Source organism: Kitasatospora sp. NPDC127111 (assembly GCF_042677465.1).
Lineage (GTDB): Bacteria > Actinomycetota > Actinomycetes > Streptomycetales > Streptomycetaceae > Kitasatospora.
Genome location: NZ_JBHXTG010000006.1, coordinates 75223 through 94150, shown reverse-complemented (window position 1 = coordinate 94150; position 18928 = coordinate 75223). Strand labels below are relative to the sequence as shown.

17 protein-coding genes are annotated in these 18928 nt (G+C 74.1%); 12 read left to right on the top strand and 5 right to left on the bottom strand.

Annotation, left to right across the window (positions count from 1 at the left end; translation table 11 throughout):
* Positions 1-30: 30 nt before the first annotated feature.
* Together ACFVHB_RS06100 and ACFVHB_RS06095 are read left to right on the top strand one after the other, a co-directional pair.
* Complete coding sequence (locus tag ACFVHB_RS06100) at positions 31-960, top strand: ADP-ribosylglycohydrolase family protein (protein WP_380315828.1); 930 nt, start codon at positions 31-33, stop codon at positions 958-960.
* Between the two features lie 233 nt (positions 961-1193).
* Positions 1194-2516 (top strand): M48 family metallopeptidase, encoded by a 1323-nt coding sequence (locus ACFVHB_RS06095; RefSeq protein WP_380315826.1) that lies wholly within the window; start codon positions 1194-1196, stop codon positions 2514-2516.
* Between the two features lie 21 nt (positions 2517-2537).
* On the opposite strand, the gene ACFVHB_RS06090 is transcribed toward ACFVHB_RS06095, so the two are convergent.
* Positions 2538-3473: a TIGR04222 domain-containing membrane protein gene (locus tag ACFVHB_RS06090; protein WP_380315823.1), complete on the bottom strand. Its 936-nt coding sequence runs from the start codon at positions 3471-3473 to the stop codon at positions 2538-2540.
* A 213-nt stretch (positions 3474-3686) separates the two neighbouring features.
* Between ACFVHB_RS06090 and ACFVHB_RS06085 the strand changes: the two genes are divergently transcribed.
* The gene (locus ACFVHB_RS06085; RefSeq protein WP_380315820.1) at positions 3687-4457 is read left to right on the top strand and encodes a GNAT family N-acetyltransferase; all 771 of its coding nucleotides are present in this window, start codon (positions 3687-3689) and stop codon (positions 4455-4457) included.
* Positions 4458-4583: 126 nt separating this feature from the next.
* The gene (locus ACFVHB_RS06080) at positions 4584-6206 is read left to right on the top strand and encodes an alpha/beta fold hydrolase (protein WP_380315818.1); all 1623 of its coding nucleotides are present in this window, start codon (positions 4584-4586) and stop codon (positions 6204-6206) included.
* Positions 6207-6573: 367 nt separating this feature from the next.
* Here the strand turns inward: ACFVHB_RS06080 and ACFVHB_RS06075 are convergent, their stop codons facing one another.
* A complete protein-coding gene (locus tag ACFVHB_RS06075; RefSeq protein WP_380315815.1) occupies positions 6574-8022 on the bottom strand; it encodes an MFS transporter in 1449 nt (482 codons plus the stop codon).
* 119 nt (positions 8023-8141) lie between these two features.
* Between ACFVHB_RS06075 and ACFVHB_RS06070 the strand changes: the two genes are divergently transcribed.
* Together ACFVHB_RS06070 and ACFVHB_RS06065 are read left to right on the top strand one after the other, a co-directional pair.
* A complete protein-coding gene (locus ACFVHB_RS06070) occupies positions 8142-8780 on the top strand; it encodes a helix-turn-helix domain-containing protein (RefSeq protein ID WP_380315812.1) in 639 nt (212 codons plus the stop codon).
* A gap of 192 nt (positions 8781-8972) precedes the next feature.
* Positions 8973-9494: an HAD domain-containing protein gene (locus tag ACFVHB_RS06065; RefSeq protein WP_380315809.1), complete on the top strand. Its 522-nt coding sequence runs from the start codon at positions 8973-8975 to the stop codon at positions 9492-9494.
* Between the two features lie 22 nt (positions 9495-9516).
* Here the strand turns inward: ACFVHB_RS06065 and ACFVHB_RS06060 are convergent, their stop codons facing one another.
* Positions 9517-9777, bottom strand: coding sequence for a hypothetical protein (locus tag ACFVHB_RS06060; protein WP_380315806.1), 261 nt, complete (start codon positions 9775-9777; stop codon positions 9517-9519).
* A 105-nt stretch (positions 9778-9882) separates the two neighbouring features.
* Between ACFVHB_RS06060 and ACFVHB_RS06055 the strand changes: the two genes are divergently transcribed.
* Both ACFVHB_RS06055 and ACFVHB_RS06050 read left to right on the top strand, forming a co-directional pair.
* Positions 9883-10734 (top strand): uridine kinase, encoded by an 852-nt coding sequence (locus ACFVHB_RS06055; protein WP_380315803.1) that lies wholly within the window; start codon positions 9883-9885, stop codon positions 10732-10734.
* A gap of 442 nt (positions 10735-11176) precedes the next feature.
* Positions 11177-14284, top strand: coding sequence for a BTAD domain-containing putative transcriptional regulator (locus ACFVHB_RS06050; protein WP_380315800.1), 3108 nt, complete (start codon positions 11177-11179; stop codon positions 14282-14284).
* Between the two features lie 305 nt (positions 14285-14589).
* Here the strand turns inward: ACFVHB_RS06050 and infA are convergent, their stop codons facing one another.
* Both infA and ACFVHB_RS06040 read right to left on the bottom strand, forming a co-directional pair.
* Positions 14590-14811, bottom strand: coding sequence for a translation initiation factor IF-1 (gene infA / locus ACFVHB_RS06045; protein WP_380315797.1), 222 nt, complete (start codon positions 14809-14811; stop codon positions 14590-14592).
* A 68-nt stretch (positions 14812-14879) separates the two neighbouring features.
* Complete coding sequence (locus tag ACFVHB_RS06040; protein WP_380315794.1) at positions 14880-15677, bottom strand: GNAT family N-acetyltransferase; 798 nt, start codon at positions 15675-15677, stop codon at positions 14880-14882.
* 418 nt (positions 15678-16095) lie between these two features.
* Here ACFVHB_RS06040 and ACFVHB_RS06035 point away from each other — a divergent pair, with 418 nt between their 5' ends.
* The 4 genes from ACFVHB_RS06035 (at position 16096) to ACFVHB_RS06020 (ending at position 18842) form a co-directional block, all read left to right on the top strand.
* Positions 16096-16824: a hypothetical protein gene (locus ACFVHB_RS06035; protein WP_380315791.1), complete on the top strand. Its 729-nt coding sequence runs from the start codon at positions 16096-16098 to the stop codon at positions 16822-16824.
* A gap of 354 nt (positions 16825-17178) precedes the next feature.
* Positions 17179-17445 carry a DUF6221 family protein gene (locus ACFVHB_RS06030; RefSeq protein ID WP_380315788.1) on the top strand — a complete coding sequence of 89 codons (267 nt, stop codon included), beginning with the start codon at positions 17179-17181 and terminating at the stop codon, positions 17443-17445.
* A gap of 21 nt (positions 17446-17466) precedes the next feature.
* On the top strand, positions 17467-18015 hold the full coding sequence (locus tag ACFVHB_RS06025; RefSeq protein ID WP_380315785.1) for a transposase: 549 nt from the start codon (positions 17467-17469) through the stop codon (positions 18013-18015).
* A 44-nt stretch (positions 18016-18059) separates the two neighbouring features.
* Entirely contained in the window at positions 18060-18842 is a 783-nt protein-coding gene (locus ACFVHB_RS06020; protein WP_380315783.1) for a hypothetical protein, read from the top strand.
* The last annotated feature ends 86 nt before the right edge of the window (positions 18843-18928 follow it).

Sequence of the window (18928 nt, the reverse complement as noted above, 5' to 3'; positions counted from 1 at the left end):
ACGAGCCTCGGTGATCGCTAGCATCGGGCCATGGAATCGATCGAACGCGCGGCCGGTGCCGTCATCGGGTCGGCGGTGGGCGACGCCCTCGGCGCGCCCTTCGAGTTCGGCCCCGCGGGCGCGTTCACCGCGCGGTTCCCGCCGTCCGCCGCCGGCGGCGAGATGTGCGGAGGCGGCGGCTGGGATCCGGGTGAGGCGACGGACGACACGCAGATGGCCGTGCTGGTCGCGGAGTCCCTGGTCGAGCGCGGCGGTCTCGACCTGCCGGACGTCTTCGCCCGCTTCCAGCGCTGGGCCGCCTCCCAGCCGAAGGACATCGGGCTGCAGACCGAGGACGTGCTGACCAACGGCCTGCCCTGGGACCTCGCGGCGGCCCTGCACTTCCGGACCAACCTCCGCGCCGCCGGGAACGGCTCGCTGATGCGGGCCTCGACCTCGGCGGTCCACTTCGCCGGGCAGGGCCGCGAGGCGACGATGGACGCGGCCCGTCGCATCGCCGCGCTCACCCACGGGGACCGCGCGGCCTGGGAGGGCACCGCCGTCTTCCACGAGCTGATCCGCCTCACCCTCGCCGGGGCCGATCCGCTCGACGCGCTCCCGGAGGTGCTGGACCTCGTGGCCCCGGACCACCGGCAGCGCTACGCCGCCGTGCTGTCCCCCGGCTGGCACCCCGACCGCGCCACCGAGGCCAACGGCGCGGTCTGGCCGTGCCTGGGCTCCGCGGTCTGGGCCCTGCGCACCACGGACGGCTACGAGGCGGCGGTGCGCGCCGCGATCGACCTCGGCGGCGACACGGACACCGTCGCCGCCGTCACCGGCGGTCTCGCCGGTGCCCGCTACGGCCTGGCCGCGGTCCCGGCCCGGTGGACGGAGCCACTGCACGTCCCGCTGCCGGGGCCCGGCAGCCGGGTCCTCCGTCTGCCCGACCTGCTCGCACTCGTGGAGCGGCTCGTCGGCTGACGCCTCCGGCGCGTCGTCACTTCGGCTCCGCCGCGGGCGCGGCCACGGCGACGCGCGGCGGCCGACGCCTACGGCGAGGCGGCGGCGACCAGCGCCGAGCGGCAGGTGGCACCGGGCCGACGTAGTGCCTGGAACTCATGGAGCGGGACCGCCCGCCCGTGCTCCGGCCGGTCCCGGCGCCGCCGCGGAACCGCCTTCCGTCCGGCCGCGACCGCGTGGCATGATCGGCCGCCGTGCCCAACTCCACCGCGACCGCCACCCGCCCGCGGACCTGCCCGCACTGCACGGCGTCCCTCGACCCCGACCCACGCTTCACCGTCTGGTGCCCGCAGTGCGAGTGGAACCTCGTACCGGAGCACGAGGCCGCCGGGCAGGCGGCCAAGGACGCGAGGACCACCGCACGCGAACGGGCCGCCGCCGAGCGGACCGAGCGGCTGTTCCGGGAGGTCGCCGCAGGATGCGCCGACACCACCCGCCAGGACTGGCTGGCTGCCTCCGCCGTCGCCACCGCCATCCACCTCAGCACCGCCGCGCTGGCCGGCTGGGGAGTCTGGCTGCTCGTCACGGGCAACACCCCGCTCCGTTGCCTCGGCGCCGTCGTCCTCACGGTCGTGTTCCTGCTGCGCCCCCGGCTCGGCCGGGCACCCCGCGGCACCGGGGTGCTGACTCGCGCCGAGGCCCCCGCCCTGTACGGGCTGACCGACCGGCTCGCCGAGCGGCTCGGGGCGCCGAAGACCGACGTCATCCAGGTCAACGGGGAGTTCAACGCGAGCATGGCGGTGGTCGGGCTGCGCCGCACGTCCGTCCTGACCATCGGACTGCCGCTCTGGGAGGCGGCGGACGACCGGCAACGCATCGCGCTGCTGGGGCACGAGCTCGCCCACCGCGTCAACGGCGACCAGCGCAGCGGCCTCTGGCTCGGCTCGGCGATCGGCGCGCTGGCGCACTGGTACGACCTCGCCGCGCCGCGGCGCCGCGCCGGGGGAGCCGGCATCGGCGTGATGAACCTGCTGTTCCTCTTCGCCGACTACCTCAGCAACGCCTTCCTGCACGTCGTCGCCTGGCTGCTGCTCCGGGTGCTCCGCCTGCTCCGGCGGCTCACGGCCCGGGCCGGTCAGCAGGCCGAGTACCGTGCCGACGAGCTCGCCGCCCGGGCGGCGTCCACCGAGGCGGCGAGCGGGATGCTCACGGCGTTGCTGTTCGACGAGGCCGTGGGCACGGCGGTGCTGCGGGTGCGCGCCAAGATCCAGTCCCGGCCCAGGAGCACCCGCCGCGAGCCCGCGTCCGCGCCGGACACCGACCTCCTCTGGCAGGAGCTGCGCGACCACCTGGCAGGCCTTCCGCCGCTGGAGCGCGACCGGCTGGTCAGCCGCTCCCGGGCCGAGGGGCATTGCGTGGACGCGACCCACCCGCCGACCCACCTCCGGCTCGCGCTGCTCGCCGAGCGCCCGCCCGTCCCGGCCGCCGTCACCGCGACACCCGAGGAGTCCGCCGCCATCCACGCCGAACTCGCCCCCCACCGCGCCCGGACGGCGCACGCCTTCCTGGCCGGCTGAGCCGGCCTCGGGCCCGCGGCATCACGACGTCCTGTCCACGGGGCTGGTGTCCGCGGGCCGCTCCGGTCGCCCCGGCTGCCCGCGTCTCTCCGGTCGCTCCGGTCGCGGGCGGGGGCGCCGGGCGGGCACCGCCCAGCTGCCCCGGACGGCGGCGGTGAGCCGGTCCCGCCCGAGCGCTTCGACCCCGACCACGGCGACCGCGCTCCAGCAGCTCCGCCCGACCGGGGCCAGTGCCTCCTCCGCCAACCGCCACCCCGGCGGGACGGCCGCCCCCGCCTCCAGGGCGGTGAGCAGCCGGCGCGCGCGATAGGACGGGCGCCGGACGTCTCCGTTCTCCCCGGTCTCCTGCCGCCGCCGGTGGCGCCGGGCCGGGAGCGCGGCCACCAGCAACGCGGCGATGCCGCCCAGGATCACGGCGGGGCCCCGGTCGGCGCCGAGCAGCACCACCGCCGCCCGGCCGGTGAGGACCGCGACAGCCGTCAGTGCGACGGTGACCAGGGCGGGGACGGCGAGCCGGGCCAGCGCCTCCGGGGAACGCCGGGCCTTCGACGCTCCGCGCGCCCCCGCCACTCCCGACGTCCCCGGCCGGCCCGACGTCTCCGGCCGGCCCGACGTCCACTGGCCGCCGACCAGTAGCCCCCGGCGCCGCAGTGCGGCCTCGAGCTCCGCGGCCGGCGCGCTCGAGCCGAACGCGGCCCGCGGACGGCCGAACCAGGCGGTACCGGACGGGCCGACCGCCGCCAGCAGCACGGCTTCGACCTCGTCCCGGGGCCGGGGGCGGATGACCCGCAGCATCCCGTTCCGGTCCATCTCCAGCCGGTTGGTGAGGACCATCCGCAGCAGCACGGTCTCGGCCACCCGCCACGCGCCGCCGGCCAGGAACGCCAGCTCGTACAGCGACAACTCCTCGTCGGCCGACGGCCGTTCGACGGCACTCCCGTCGCGCAGTCCGCGCACAACCACCACTCCCCCACGCCCCACCGGCCGGGGCCGATCGAACTCGACCGGCCGACCGGCCGAACCGGCCGGCCACCCCGGCACCGACCGCCCCGGTGCCGGCAAGACTACCGAGGCCGCAGCGGCCGTGCCTCGCACGGGCGGCCGCTCCGAGGAGCGGGCACCCGGCGGGCGCTCGGCCGGCACCCGGCGGGCGCGGCTACGATCGGCCGCGTGCTCCCCGTCTCCGTTCACGACCGGTCCGAACTCGCCGCCCTGCTGCAGCGTGATCCCGCGCTGCACGCCTACGAGTTGGGCGATCTCGACGACTTCTTCTGGCCCTGGACGGTCTGGTACCGCCACCGCGACAGCGTCGCGCTGGTCTACCACGGCAACGGGCACCCGACCCTGCTCGCCTTCGAACGGCCCGAACGCGTGGGCGCACTACGGGAGTTGCTCACCGGCCTGCGCCCGCTGCTCCCCCGGCGCTTCCACGCGCTGGTCACGGAGGGCGCCGAGGATGTGCTCGGCGACGGGCCGGACGTCGAGCCGCACGGACTGCACCTCCGGATGGCGCTGACCGACCGGGCCGGGGTGCTCGCCCGGGCGCCGCAGGCCGAACCGCTCACCCGGGCCGACCTGGCCGACCTGCTGGAACTGTACGGCGCCGCCTACCCGGACAACTGGTTCGACCCGCGCATGCTCGACACCGGCCAGTACGTCGGCATCCGGGACGAGGGCGAGCTCGTCGCCACCGCCGGCGTGCACGTGTGGTCGCCCGCCTACCGGATCGCCGTCCTGGGCAACGTCGCCACGCACCCGCGCGTCCGCGGCCGGGGCCTCGGCCGGGCCGTGGTCTCGACGCTCTGCGGCCGTCTCCTCGACACCGTCGACCACGTCGCCCTGAACGTCAGGGCGAACAACGCCGCGGCGGTCGGGCTCTACACGTCGCTCGGCTTCGACGCCGTCGGGCACTTCCACGAACTGACCGCCGGCCGCCAGTGAGGACGTTCCCGAGCGACTGAGCCCGCCCCGTGCCCGAAAGGGCAAGCGGAGGTGGGGTTGTCACCCGGTCGGACCGGGAGGCCTGCACCCGTGAATCCGCGCCACCCCGTTCCTAGCATCGACAGCATGCGTACTCATCAACTTCCTTGTACAGCAGGCTCGGTGGGCAGGAGCAGGGTCACCGGCCGCCGCCTCACGGCCGCCGGACTCGCGTTCGCGGCGGCCCTGGCCGTCGTGTCCGCCACCGCGGGACCGGCCCGGGCCGAGTCCGGCCTGGGCGCCGACGGCGCCGCGGCCGCCCCACGCGGGCTGGAGCGCTACTACCACCAGCGGCTCGACTGGCACAGCTGCGTACTCGGCCCCGACGACCAGGAGGGCGCCGAGTTGGAGCGGGCCGGTGCGCGGTGCACGGAGGTCACCGTGCCGCTCGACTACGGCGAGCCCGGGGGCCGCACCCTCGGCGTGGCGATCTCCCGGATCAAGGGGAGCGACACCGCACACCGGATCGGCGCACTGCTGCTCAACGACGGCGGCCCGGGCGGGGCGACGCTCGGCAGCCCGCCGCGCGTCCGGGCCGCGCTGAAGGACACCGCCGGCCGCTACGACATCATCGGCATGGACCCCCGCTTCGTCGGCCGCAGCAACCCGCTGGACTGCGGCTGGCCGGTCGGCAGCAGCCTGATGTCGGCGGGGCTGAGCCGGGCGAGCTTCGAGCGCCAGGTGGCCCTCCAGAAGGACCTGGCCGCCAAGTGCCGGGCCGCCGCCGGACCGCTGCTGCCGCACGCGAGCACCCGCAACACGGCCCGCGACATGGACGTCATCCGGGGCGCGCTCGGCGAGCGCAGGCTCAACTACCTCGGCGTCTCGTACGGCACCTACCTGGGCACGGTCTACACCCAGCTGTTCCCCGGCCGCACCGACCGGGTGGTGCTCGACGGCGCGCTCGACCCGCGCACGTACGGGCCGGGGCTGTTCCCGACCCTCGTGGACGCGAACGAGCACGCGCTCGCCGACTGGGCGGTGTGGGCGGCGGCCCGCGCGGACACCTACCACCTCGGCCGGACGGGCGAGGAGGTGATCGAAGGCGTCCGGCGCACCGTCGAGGCGGCCGGGCGGGCCCCGCTGACCGTCGGAACGGGCTCCGACGTGTTCCGGCTCGACGACACCCAGGTGCCGCTCGTGATCTTCGGCGGGCTCGCGGACGACACCGAGGAGTCGCGGGCGAGCACCGCCCTCGCCCTGGCGGCCCTGGCCGACGCCGCAGCCGGGCGGCCGGCGACGCCGCTGACGCCGGACTTCGTCGCGATGCTGCGGTTCGCCACCACCGGTCAGGACTCGGCGTCCGGCAGCGCCCAGATGGCGATCCTCTGCGCCGACGGCGCCGCCCCGCGCGACCCCGAGGTCTACTGGCGCGCGGTCGAACGCAGCCGCGCCGAGCACCCGTTGCTCGGCCCGCTGCTGAACAACGTGAGCACCTGCGCGTTCTGGGACCGCCCGCGCGAGCAGCGCACCGAGGTGCGGCACGACGTCCCGGCGCTGATCGTGGCCGCGACCGGCGATCCGCGCACCACCTACCGGGACAGCACGGCCCTGCACGGTCTGCTGCCCAGCTCCCGGCTGCTGACGCTCCGGGGCGCCAACCGGCACGCGCTGTACGGGATGTACGGCAACGCGTGCGTGGACGACGCCGTCAACGCCTACCTGGCGACCGGGCGGCTGCCGCAGTCCGACCGGACCTGCGACAAGTGACCGGGTGACAGCGGGCGGGACCGGGCGACCGGTCCCGCCCCGGCGTCCCGGCCCAGGGGGCAGGCGGCCCGGCCCAGGGGGCAGGCGTCCCGGCCCCGCCCGGTGTCCCGGTCGGCTGGGCCCGGCGTCCCGCCGGGAGGGCCTCGCGGTCGGGTCCCGGCGGCGGGGCGGCGGCCTCTGGGGCCCGGGCGCCGTTCCGCGCGACGGTGGAGTCCTCACCGAGGAGGTGCCCCGCGATGCGACGGATCAGGATCAGCAAGCAGCAGGCCCACCCGCGGCCGCGGCCGCCGCTCGACCTGCGGACGCCGTCCGGCCGCCCGCTGCCCTACTGAGCCCGTGGGGCCCGCCAGGAGAGCCGGCGGCCGCCCTACGCCCGCGGTGGAGCGGGCGGCGGCCCGGCCGGGGACGCCGGCGACGGAGCGGGGCGGGGCGCACCGGTGGCCGCCCGGGCCACCACCAGCAGGAACAGCCCGCAGACCGCGACCAGCGCCCAGCCCGGGCGGGTGGCACCGGCGAGGGCGGCCGGCGCGGTGTCCGCGACCAGGCCGCCGGCGGCGGCGATACCGACGGCCGCGCCGAGCTGACGGGCGGTGGAGGTGATCGCGCCGGCCACCCCGGCCCGGGACGGCGGCAGCCCGCTGACGGCGGTGTTGGTGAGCGGGGCGTTGGCGAAACCGAAGCCGATGCCGATCAGCAGGTAGGCCGTCAGGAGCAGCAGCACGCTCGTGTCCGGGCCGAGCCCGACCAGGCAGAGCCCGCCCGCCGCCAGGAACCCGCCGGCCGCCAGCAGCGGCCGGCGCGGCCCGAGGCGGCCCACCAGCCGGCCGGACAGCGGCGCGCAGACGGTCGCCCCGAGCGCCAGCGGCAGCGTCGCCACCCCGCTCGCCAGCGGCGACCAGCCGCGGGTGTGCTGGAGGTAGAAGGTGTTGAGCAGCAGCGTCACGTTGAGTGCGACGAACACCGCCACCGCCCCCAGGACGGCGGTCGTGAAGGCCGGGCGCCGGAAGAGCCGGAGGTCCATCAGCGGCGCGCTCCGGCGCGTCTCGACCCACCCGAAGCCGGCCGCCGCGAGGGCGGCGACGACGTACCCGGCCAGCACCGGGAGTGACGTCCACCCCAGGCGCGGGCCTTCGAGCAGGACGCCGACCGAGACACCGACGACCACCGTGAGCAGCGCCTGCCCGGGCAGGTCGAGCCGTTGCGCCTGCGCCGCCCGGGACTCCGGGACGAACACCGCGCTGAGCGCGAGCGCCACCACGACGACCGGCACGCCGGCCCAGAACACCGACTGCCAGCCGAGCGCGGCGACGAGCGCGCCGCCGGTGACCGGTCCGGCGGCCATGCTGAGCCCGAAGACCGACGCCCAGACGCCGATCGCCTGGGCCCGCTCCCGCGGGTCGGGCATGGCGTTGACCACGATCGCGAGCGCCACCGGGCTCAGCATGGAGGCGCCCACCCCCTGCGCCGCCCGGGCGGCGACCAGCATCCCCACGGAGGGGGCGAGCGCGCAGGCCAGCGAGGCCACCCCGAACACGGCCAGGCCGGTCTGGAAGATCCGGCGCCTCCCGAACCGGTCCGCCAGCGAGCCGGAGGTGATCAGCAGGCTCGCCAGGACGAGGGTGTAGGCGTCGACGATCCATTCCAGACCGCGCGTCCCCACCCCCAGGCCGTCTCCGATCGCGGGCAGCCCGACGTTGACGATGGTGGTGTCCAGCCCCACCAGGAACATGCTCAGGCAGCAGACGGCCAGCACCGTCCAGCGTCGGCGCGCGCTGAGCGCGGGTGGCGCAGTGGTCGGTATCGCGGTCGTGGTCACGACTCACCTCTCGGTCCGGAACGATCTCCCCGTCATGCTCGGACCGGCCGTGCGTCACCGCCCAGCGGATTTGCGGATCCCGCAAATCGGCGGACCGACCGGACTGGCAGACTGGCCGCATGGACAGCGACATCGAGGCGCTCCTCGACGCCATCGGCCCCCGGCTGCGGGCGCTCCGGCACGACCGCGGCCTCACCCTCAAGGAGCTGGCGGCCACCACCGGGCTCTCGCTCAGCACCCTGTCCCGGCTGGAGTCGGGCAAGCGGAGCCCCACGCTCGACCTGCTGATCCCGCTGGCCCGGGCGCACCGGATCGCCCTCGACCAGCTGGTCGCCGCCCCGGCCACCGGCGACCCGCGGGTCCACCTGACGCCCCTGCACAAGAGCCAGGGCAGCGTCCTCGTGCCGCTGACCCAGTACCCGGGCCGGGTCCAGGTGTTCAAGCAGGTGCTGGCACCGCGCGAGCCCAAGCTGGTCACCCACAACGGCTACGAGTGGCTCTACGTCCTCGCCGGCGAGCTCCGCCTGCTCCTCGGCGAGCGGGAGTTCACCCTCCGCCCGGGCGAGGTGGCCGAGTTCGACACCGCCGAGCCCCACTGGTTCGGCCCGGCCGGCCCCGCCGCCGTGGAGATCCTGCACCTCTTCGGCCCCCACGGCGACCAGGCCGTCACCACCGTCACCGCCGCCCACCCCGGCCCGGACGGGCCGGACGAGCCGGACGAGCCGGACGGACCGCCGCCCGCAGCCGCCGGCCGGTGACGTCCCCGGCCCCGCTCCCCGCGCGAACCGCAAGGCCGTCCTCATGGTGCACGGCAGGAGCAGCCCGGCGCTGGCGGGAAGGGCCGTTTCGAGAGGGACGGGACCGGCACCCTCAGCCCGGCGCCATAGCTCCCCGAACCCCGGACCCACCCTTGGTCCCGCGCCGGCGGCGTCCGTCGCTATCGTGCTGCTGTGACCGGCTCTTCGCAGCGTCCGCTGCTGTTCCTCGACGTCGACGGACCACTCATCCCGTTCGGCGGGCCGCCGGAGCAGTACCCGACCTACCCCGCAGCTCCCGAGGTGCTCGGCGCGTACGCGAATCCGCTCCTGGCCCGGATCGATCCCGAACACGGCCCCCGGCTGGCCGCGCTCCCCTGCGAGATCGTCTGGGCCACGACGTGGATGGCCGACGCGAACGAGTGCGTCGCTCCCCTGATCGGTCTGCGGCAACTGGCCGTGGTGGTCTGGCCGGAGCCGTCCGCCACCGATGCCCAGGACGAGCGCGACGGACTGCACTGGAAGACCCGCGCCCTCGTCACCTGGGCGGCAGGACGCCCCTTCGCCTGGGCCGACGACGAGATCACCGCCACCGACCGGGCCTGGGTCGCCGCCCACCACCCGGGCCCCGCCCTGCTCCACCGAGTCGACCCCCGCCTCGGCCTGACCGACGGCGACTACGCGGCCCTCGGCTCCTGGCTGCGACAGCAGTTCTGACACCCCGCGGGAGAACGCGCCATCAGCTGTCGTACGCCGAATCTCGATGACCGTCCTCGTCGATCTGCCCCGGGCAGGTCGGGCAGCTGGGGTAGGGCAGGGACAGGAAGATCTTCGGCTCCGGCCGGTGAGAAGGGGGCATTTCGAGGGGCTGGAACCGCAGGATTTCCTGCCGGACGGCTGTATCTGAGCCCTTCTTTGGGTGGCCACGGTGCCCGACCGAGGCCGACGGCGCGGCGCCCATCGTGCACAGCACTTCGATCCGATCGTGCAGCTGACCCACGGTCCGCAAACCGCTCCGCCTCGTTGGGCCTGGAAAGAAGTGGCCTCCGGGGGCGGGCGGAAAGTAGTTTGTCGCCGCCCTGCACCTCGCCCCCAAGGAGTTCACATGTTCGAGAACGTCCAGGGCCTCGCGCCGGAACGCGTGGCCCGACTCGCCTCCTTGGTCGAGCAGTGCGCGCCGTTGCTGGAGCAGAACGAGGGCATGGAACATGTCCAGCGACTGCTTCGAGACCTCGGGACCGGGGTCATGGACGCGGTCCTGGTCACGCGGGAGCTCCTGGGAGCCGGCCCGGGCGACCTCGGGGAGGCCAAGAGTGCCGTGCTGTCGAGCGCCGCACGGACCGCCGAGCTGCAGACGCATCAGCAACTCGTGGACGTGATCGAGAAGGCCGGGGACGTTGTCGACGGCCTCCATCGCCTGGCCCACGCCCAAGGGGGCACCCGGCTTGTCGCCATCGACGGCCCGGGAGGGTCAGGAAAGACGACGTTGGCTGCCGCGGTCTCCCTGCAAGTCGACGATGCGGTCATCGTCCACGTCGACGACTTCTACCGTCCCCTGCCGGACGAGGAGCGAGAGCGGCTGGACGCGGAGCAGGGCTACCACCGCTACTTCGACTGGGAGCGCCTCCGGGACGAGGTCCTGATCCCGCTGCGGGACGACCGGGCCGCCCGGTACCAGGTCTACGACTGGGCCACCGGACAACTCGGAGGCTGGCGCGAGATCGCCCCCGGCACCGCAGTGATCGTCGAAGGGGTCTACTCCGCCCGCCCGGAGCTCGCTCCCTACTACCACTTCACCGCCTACGTCGACGCTCCGCGAGACCTCTGTCTGCGCCGCGTGCGAGCACGCGGCGCAGACCCCGAGGAATGGATCGCGCGCTGGCGTGCCGCCGAGGACCACTACCTGCACACCACGTGGCCCCAGACCAGAGTCGACCTCCTCGTCCGTGGTTACTGAGGCGGAGAGAGCCGATCCCCGGCGCGGCTCTGACCAGAACGCGAAGGGCTCGGCAGTCGCCGGGAGTGCGGTCCGGGCGACGGACAGCAGCTCGGTGTTCATGAGCAGATGCTGGGCGGGGCTCCGACAACGGACGGCCCCGAGCCGGCCCGCCGCTGGTCGGCACACCCGGGGCAATCGCGCTCAGCGGGGCCAACGAGCTCAGTGTCGCCGCCGCCGGATTTGATCGCGTCGCCGTCCCTTCGGCCCTGTCGCCCCATCAGCCGGGCGCGGCTCGGCCGTGCCGTGCGTGCAGGACGACTCTTTCGCGCTCCGCCATCGATCCGCCCCGCGTCTGCTATGACTTGAACATGCCACCCGGGCGGGCGATGCCACGGCCGTCCGCCGAGGTGGCTACGGAGGGGCACACCGGGGGGAACGGGGGCTGGACGTGGAGTTGAGGGTGCTCGGGCCGATGGAGGCGGTCGACGGCGGCTGTCCCGTCGCCCTGCCGGGTGGCCGCGCCAGGGTGGTACTCGCCGTCCTCGCGCTGCACCCCGGGCGGCCGGTGTCCGTGGCCCGGCTGACCGACACCGCGTGGGACGCGAAACCGCCGGCCACCGCCCGGGCCCAGGTCCAGGCCATGGTGTCGACGCTCCGCCGTGCCCTCGCCGCGGGCGACCCCTCGGGTCCGACCCTCATCGACACCCAGGGCGCCGGCTACCGGCTCTGCGCCGACGCCGTGGAGACCGACCTCGGCATGTTCCAGCGGCTCGTTCGCGAAGGGCGGGCGGCGGCGGCCGGGCAGCGGCCGGCCGAGGCGGCGCCGCGGCTGCGGGCCGCGCTCGGGCTGTGGCGCGGGCCGGCCTTCGACGGGCTGCCGTCGGAGCCGCTGCAGGCCGAGGCGGCGCGTCTGGCCGAGGACCGGCTGGCGGTCCTGGAGGAGTGCCTGGACCTCGAACTCTCCATCGGGGCAAGGCCGGACCTGGTCGCCGAGATCCGCGCGGTGGTCCACGCCCACCCCCTGCGGGAGTCCGCGTACCGGCTGCTGATGCTCGCCCTCCACCGGGCGGGCCGCACCGCGGAGGCGCTGGCCGTCTTCCAGGACGCGCGGCGTGTGCTCGCCGCCGAGCTGGGCGTGGAGCCGGGCGCCGCGCTCCAGCAACTGCACCAGCGCATGCTGACCGAGGATCCCGCGCTGCTCCCGGTCGCGACGATCGACCCGGCCACGGCGGCGGTCCCTCCGGCCGGCCCGACGCCGGCCCCCGTACGCGCTCCGCTCTTCGGCCGGGACGCGGAACTGGCGGACCTGCAGGAGCTGCTCGCGGGACGACGGCTGGTGACCCTGGTCGGCCCGCCCGGCGTCGGCAAGACCCGGCTGGCGCTCGCCGCCGCCGAGGCGGTCGCCGTCGGAGTGCGGGACGGCGTCTGGCCGGTGGAGCTGGACGCCGTGACCGACCCCGGTCTCGTCCCCGCGGCCGTCGCCGCCGCGCTGGGGCTGCCCGCCGGACCCGGCCGACCGCTCCTCGACGCCGTGGCCGCGGGCCTGGCGACCCGGGACACCCTGCTGGTGCTCGACAACTGCGAACACGTGCTGGAGGCGTGCGCCGACCTGGTCGACTCCCTGCTGACCCGCTGCCGCGGGCTGCGCGTCCTCGCCACCAGCCGGGAGCCGCTGGCGGTGCCCGGCGAGACGGTGCGCCTGGTCGAGCCGCTGGACCTGCCCGCGACCGACTGCGCCGAGGAGGTCCTGCGGTCCGCGGCCGGCCGGATGCTCGCCGACCGGGCCGCCGCGCAGGTGCCGGCGTTCGCCGTCACCGCGGCGACCGCGCCCCCGGTGGCCCGGATCTGCCGGGCCACCGAGGGGCTGCCGTTGGCACTGGAACTCGTCGCCGCGCAACTGCGGACGCTGCCCGTCGCCGAGGTCGCCGCCCGGCTGGACCAGCAGCTGGAGCTCCTCGCGCGGCGCCGGGCCCGCCCGGCCCGGCACGCCTCGCTGCGGTCCGCGATCGAATGGAGCCACCGGCTGCTGACCGAGGAGGAGCGCGACGTCTTCGCCCGGCTGTCGGTGTTCGCGGGCGGCTTCACCGCGGAGGCCGCCCGGGCCGTGCTCGGCGGGCGTGACGCGCAGGAGCAGGACACGCAGGGCCAGGACGTCGACGGGCACGGCGCCGGTGCGGGCCGGGTGGGCCCGGTGCTGCGTGACCTCGTCGACCGCTCGCTGCTGGTGGCGGAGCCCGACGCCGACCCGGCGCGCTACCGGCTGCTGAGCGCCGTACGGGAGTTCGCGGCGGAGCGGCTGGCCGCCGCCGACGCGGACCGGCCCGAGAAGGTGCGACGCCGGCACGCCGGGTACTACCGGGACTTCGCCGCCCGGGTCGAGGAGAGGGTGTCCGACGGGAGCGACGTCAGGCTCCGGGCCGCGCTGCGGCGGGACCTGCCGAACCTGCGTGCCTGCCTCGACTGGGCCCTCGGGTCCCGTGAACCCGCCACCGCCGAGGCGGCGTTGGCCGCTTCGGTACCGAGCCATCCGGTGCCGGACCGTCCGATGCCGGGCGACCTGCAGCCGGGCGACCTACTGCCGGGCGACCTGCTGCTGGGCGCGGACCTGGTCGGCGCCACGGCGTGGCTGTGGGCCGCGCTTCCGCGCGAGGGACTGCACTGGGTCGGGCGGGCGCTGGCCCGGCTGGCGCCGCCCCTGCCTCCCGAGGCGTCCCGGCGCGTGCAGTACGCGGCGGGCATGATCTCCTTCGGCGTCGACCTGAACGACTCGGCGAGCAGGCTGGCCGAGGCCGCCCGTCTCGCCGAGGGCTGCGGCGACGCCCGCCTCCGGCTGGAGGCCCTGGCCCAACTCTCCGTCGTCCGCTGCCTCCAGGGCCGCGCGGCGGAGGCCGTCGCCATCGCGGAGGCCGTGCTGCCGCCGGTCCTGGAGCACGGCACCCGGTCCGCCGGGGCACAGGTCCGCACCGCGCTGGCGATCGCCCACTGCGGCCTCGGCGAGCTGGACCGCGCCCGTGCGCAGCTGGACCTGGCCGAGGAGGTGCTGGTGGCCGCCGGCGCCACCACGCCGACGGCGGTCGCGCGTTGGGCCCAGGCGGAGGTGGCCTACTACGCCGGTGACGCGGCGCGGGCCGTGGTTCTGTCCGAGGCCGCCCTGCGGGACACGGCCGGGGCGGACGACCTGTTCGCCTTGGTGTGCCGCCGGTCGCAGCACGCCCGGAACCTCGGTGCGGCGGGTGACCGCCGGGCGGGCGCGCGGTGGCTGGCCGCCGTCCTGCGGGAGTGCCTGGAGGCGGGACTGTGGATGCCCGCGGTGGACGCGCTCACCACCGCCGCACGTCAGGAGGCCGACGCCGGACGCCCGGAGCGGGCCGCGCTCCTGCTGGGCGGGGTGGAACCCCTGCGGGAGCGGACCGGACGACACCCCGCCCCCGTGGAGCTGCCGTCGCTGCACGCGCTCCGACAGAGGCTTCGGGCCGGGATGTCCGACGCGGAGCACGAGCACGCGCACGAGTCGGGTGCCATCATGACGGCGGAGGAGCTCATCCGCTACGCCCTCGCCGAGCCCTGAGCCGGTGCGGGCCGATGCGGGCGGGGCGGGCGGTAGGCGGTGAGGGTGCCCTGCGAACGGGGGTCGGGTCCGACGTCCAGGCCGGGGTGCTGAGGGTGGGCGAAGACGCCGTACCGGGCCTCCGGTACGGGCGCGCCCGAGGGCGGCCCGTCCAGGAGGCCCGGTACGGGTTCCGTGCTGACACGGCATCCGGGTGCCGCCGGGTCTCATCCCGGCCGCACCGGTGCTCTGCGCCCCACAGCACGAGCGGGCACGCCCCTACGTGGCGCCGGGCGTCGGGCCCGCGTCGGCCGCTCCTTCCGCTGCTACCGGTAGCGGTACCGGATCCGGCCGCGGGTGAGGTCGTAGGGGCTGAGCTCCACGAGCACCCGGTCCTCCGGGAGGATCTTGATGTAGTTCTTCCGGATCTTGCCGCTGATGTGGGCGAGCACGGTGTGCCCGTTCTGGAGCTCCACCTTGAAGGTGGCGTTGCGCAGGCACTCGGTGACGGTGCCTTCGACTTCGATGCCCCCTGCTGTTTTGGTCATGGTCTCTCACTTCTCCGTACGGTGACGGTGTGGTCGGTGGGAATAAGAAAGTGCCGTGTGGCGGAGCGTCAGCGGCGGACGAGCTCCAGGGTGCTGCCCGCGCGCCGGGCCCCGATGCCCTCGAACAGGGCGATGGCCGCCGGGTTGGACTCGTCCACCTCGGCCCACGCCGAGTCCGTCCCGGAGTGGTGCAGCGAACCCAGCACGTGGGCCAGCAGCGCCCGGGCGATGCCCCGGCGCTGCCGGTCGGCCCGGACGGCGATCAACCCGATCCGTGGCTGCCGGGGCAGCGGCGCCACCCGGACCAGTCCCAGGTACTCGTCCGACTGCCGCGCCACCACGTACCTCGACGGGTGGAGCACGGTGGTTCCCACCGGGCACGGCAGCACCTCGGCCGGCATCGACCGCCAGCCGACGGCGGCCTCGACCTCGTCCCGGACGACGCGGTCCAGGGCGCGCAGCGGCCCTTGCTCCGCCTCACCGGCGGGCACGATGGTCACCCCCGCCGGGGGTCGCACCGCGCCGAGCCCCGTGATTTGCGGGTCGGTGGGCACGAGGTAGCCCCGCTCGCGGCGCTCGGCCGTGAAGCCGGCCCGTTCCCAGGCGGACGTCGAGTCCTGGTCGGCCTCGTCGACCACGGTGTACAGCGGTGTCGGCAGGTCCGCCAGCACGGCGTCGGCGATGCGGTCGAAGACCGCGCCGTGCCACGCGTCGATGCTGACGAAGAGCCGCCCGTCGGGCCGGCGCGAGGCGTCGCCGCGGCCGATCAAGCGGTCGTCCTCCACGGCCTGCCACTGCGTGTCGGAAACCCGGGTGACGACGACCGCGTGCTCGCCGGTGCCCGAGGTGGAATGAACGGAGTTCATGGGTGTTGCCTCTCAGGAGTGCCTTGTCCGAGGCGCTCCCGGCGACACCTTCGTCAATCGCCCACCGTGACGGACAAGGGGGAGCACCCACCTGCGTACAGCGTCATGGGTCTCACCTCCTCGCGTTCTCTCACGGCTGCCCAGACGCTACCAGCCGGGTCTCGGCCGGCCAACCCCTTTAATCCAGCGACCGGTTCACACCCTTCGTCCCGCCCATCACTGACACCGATGCCGTCGCGCACTCGGCACGGCACCCCGGCCGTCCTTCTCCGGGTGGCCGGGACGGCAGTTCTCGGCCGCACGGGCCGCGTCCTTGGATCAGTGCTCCCGCCCTGCCTGCAGTCGGAACCCGCCCGCTCACGTTCACCGGGCAGCATCCGCAGAGCTGCCGGTCAGTGGCGTGCCATAGGGTCCACCCATGATCACGCGCCCCACTGGGCAAGCGGCGGGGCCGTACGACGCCGCCTTCCTGCCGCGCCAGCAGATGACCCTCAGGGTCGCCCAGCAGCCGATCTCCGATCCGGTGGCCAAGCTCGGCGGGCAGCCCGTATGGCTGGCCGAGCCCACTTGGCCAGTGGACCCGTCCACCGGGCGCCCGCTGGTGTTCATCGGACAGTTCCCGATCCCAGGAGACGAACTCCGCCTGGCCTACCTCTTCCTCGACGAGGAGGACCTGATCATGGGAGGGACCAACCCGGAGGCCGGCGACGCCATCCTGCTCGTCCAGCCCGACGGCCGCATCCCCTCCTTCGCTGCCGTCGGACCGCCGGGCACCCAGGGCCGGACGCTCTGGCGCTGGGGCCCGGACGAAACCGAGATCCCGGTCGAGTGGCATGTCGACCTGCAGTCCGTTCCCGCTGAGATCGACCGCTCGATCGACGAGCAGGCGGCGTTCGAGCGCAGCAGGCGGGGCGAGGGGCCCGACGTCGAGATGCCCGACGGCGAGGACCTGCACGACTACGTCGGCGGCACCGCCTGCTACTCCAACCACTACGCGCGGGTCGAGGCCCCCTGGCAGTTCCTCTTCAAGATCAGCGACGCACCCGATGACGAGGCTCCGTACTTCCTCAACTTCGGCTACGGCTACGGCTACGGCTTCGTCAGCCCCGACCATCGCGAAGGCCGTTTCTTCTGGGAGTGCTCGTAATCGCCCAACAGCGGCAAGTCGAGCGAGCATTCGCAGGTGGTTGCCGGAGGCATGACCACCTGAGGCCGACAAGCCTCCCCCGCCGACGCGAACCGGTCGTCCCGGACGATCACCGGTTTCTGCCGGCGCGGCACGAAGGCGGCATCGTACGGCCCCTCCCCTCGGCATCCCTTCGCCTCGCCGAACTCAAGGAAGTCATGCAGCGGATTCCTGACGAGGCAAGGAACCGGCGTTGTTCGGACGAGGCGCTGGCCGCGCTCGAGTGATCTCGCGACCGCCAAGGTGTGAGAATCGGCCCTCCTGCAGAGGTGCAGACTGATCTGATCGGCCCCAAGAGTGGAGGACACTCATCTCGTGGACGACCTCCTGAAGTTCCTTCACGCCCGTTATGAGGCGGACAACCATGCCTACGCCTACGTGGCAGACTGCTTCGGAGGTGATGCCCTGCTCGACAGTCACCTGCCGATGCTTGACCTGGTCGACATGTTGGCGCGGAACTACGAGGCGATGGACCCCTCCGACGCCCGCTTCCCCGGACTCGGGTACGCCCTCCGCGTGCTCGCGCAGTCGTACGCCGAACACCCTGACTACCGGGCGGAGTGGGCGGCCGGAACGTACTGACCACCAAGGGACCGAAAACCCATGGCGGCGTCGACGAGCGATGGCAGGATGGCTGCACCAACGCCTGGAAGCTGTGGGTGGAGATCAAAGAATAGGGCTACCCGGACGGCTACGGCCGTTCGCGCCTACGTCAGCCGGAATCTACGAGGCAAGCCCCAGCCGGTCGGCCCCCGGCCGCCAGCCGCTCGCGCCGTCACCCGCTGGATCCTTACCCACCCCGAGGCCCTGGCCGAGGGCGACCGACTCCAGCTCAAGGTCGTACTGGCAAACTGCCCCGAACTGGACGCACTCGCCGGGCACGTCCGTTCCTTCGCCCACATGCTGACTCAGCTGCAAGGCCACCAGCTTCCGGCATGGATCGAGGCTGCGACCAACGCCGACCCGCCCAGCCTCCAACGATTCGCCCGGCACCTGGAACGCGATCTCGATGCTGTCACTGCTGGACTCTCGCTGCCGTGGAACTCCGGGGTCGTCGAAGGCCATGTCAATCGGATCAAGATGCTGAAGCGCCAGATGTTCGGTCGCGCAGGCTTTGAGCTCCTCCGCAAACGTGTCCAGCTTTACACGTGACACCTGCGTCCAACACTGACTTGTCGACGCAATAGCCTCAGCCTGTGACCCACAGCAGCAGCCACCACCAGCAGCCTCACCCCGCCACCCTCCCTTCCTTTCAAACACTGCTGGACAGCACGAACTGGGCGTCGCTCGCCACAGCCTGCGGAACGGGCGAGGCGCTGCCAGCGGCACTGACACTCCTTATCGACGCCGACCCGGTCATCAGGAAGTCTGCTCTCCACGATGCGCTGAGGCCCGTGACTCACCAGAACAGCATCTACGAGGCCACCGTCCCAGTGGCGCTCTACGTCGCTGCGATCCTCAACCATCCGGCCATCACGGCGGGCGACGACAACCCCGACGCCGAGACACCGAACCGCCCGACTCTCGTGCAGCTGCTCGACTGGCTCGGCGACACCGCCTACGACGCCAACGACGAGTGCGTGGCCATCGACGAACGCCTCTACGGTGAGGGAATCCACGACGAGCAGATGCGGGCGTTTCGGGACGCGCGCCCGGCAATCCACTCCGCTGTTCACCCCTTCCTCGGTCATGACGACGCCAACGTGCGCCACACCGCCCTTGTCGCTGCCATCCCCCTCACAGAGCACCCCCTCCTCACCCAACACCAGGCCGATCTGGCCGAACACGCCCGACGTCTACTGGCCACCAGCACCGACCGATACCACCGAGACCGCGTCCTGGACGCACTGAACGCTTGGGGTCACGACACCAGCAGCCTGGAGAACGCGTCCGACATCGCAGCCCGCGAGCACTACGCCCGCCTCAGAGCCGCACGCGAGTTTTGGGAAGGCGGCTACAGCGAAGACCCGCCGTTCTGACTCAAGATTCAAACCCTCCGGATCATCCAATGGCTACCCTGCGCGGCCGCACTACAAGAAGTGGACCAGAGCCGGATCTGCCGCTG

Coding starts and splice junctions, on each gene's coding strand:
- infA (WP_380315797.1), bottom strand. CDS start 14,811: ATGACCAAAACAGCAGGGGGCATCGAAGTCGAAGGCACCGTCACCGAG.
- ACFVHB_RS06025 (WP_380315785.1), top strand. CDS start 17,467: ATGGCGGCGTCGACGAGCGATGGCAGGATGGCTGCACCAACGCCTGGA.
- ACFVHB_RS06040 (WP_380315794.1), bottom strand. CDS start 15,677: ATGAACTCCGTTCATTCCACCTCGGGCACCGGCGAGCACGCGGTCGTC.
- ACFVHB_RS06035 (WP_380315791.1), top strand. CDS start 16,096: ATGATCACGCGCCCCACTGGGCAAGCGGCGGGGCCGTACGACGCCGCC.
- ACFVHB_RS06080 (WP_380315818.1), top strand. CDS start 4,584: ATGCGTACTCATCAACTTCCTTGTACAGCAGGCTCGGTGGGCAGGAGC.
- ACFVHB_RS06070 (WP_380315812.1), top strand. CDS start 8,142: ATGGACAGCGACATCGAGGCGCTCCTCGACGCCATCGGCCCCCGGCTG.
- ACFVHB_RS06100 (WP_380315828.1), top strand. CDS start 31: ATGGAATCGATCGAACGCGCGGCCGGTGCCGTCATCGGGTCGGCGGTG.
- ACFVHB_RS06055 (WP_380315803.1), top strand. CDS start 9,883: ATGTTCGAGAACGTCCAGGGCCTCGCGCCGGAACGCGTGGCCCGACTC.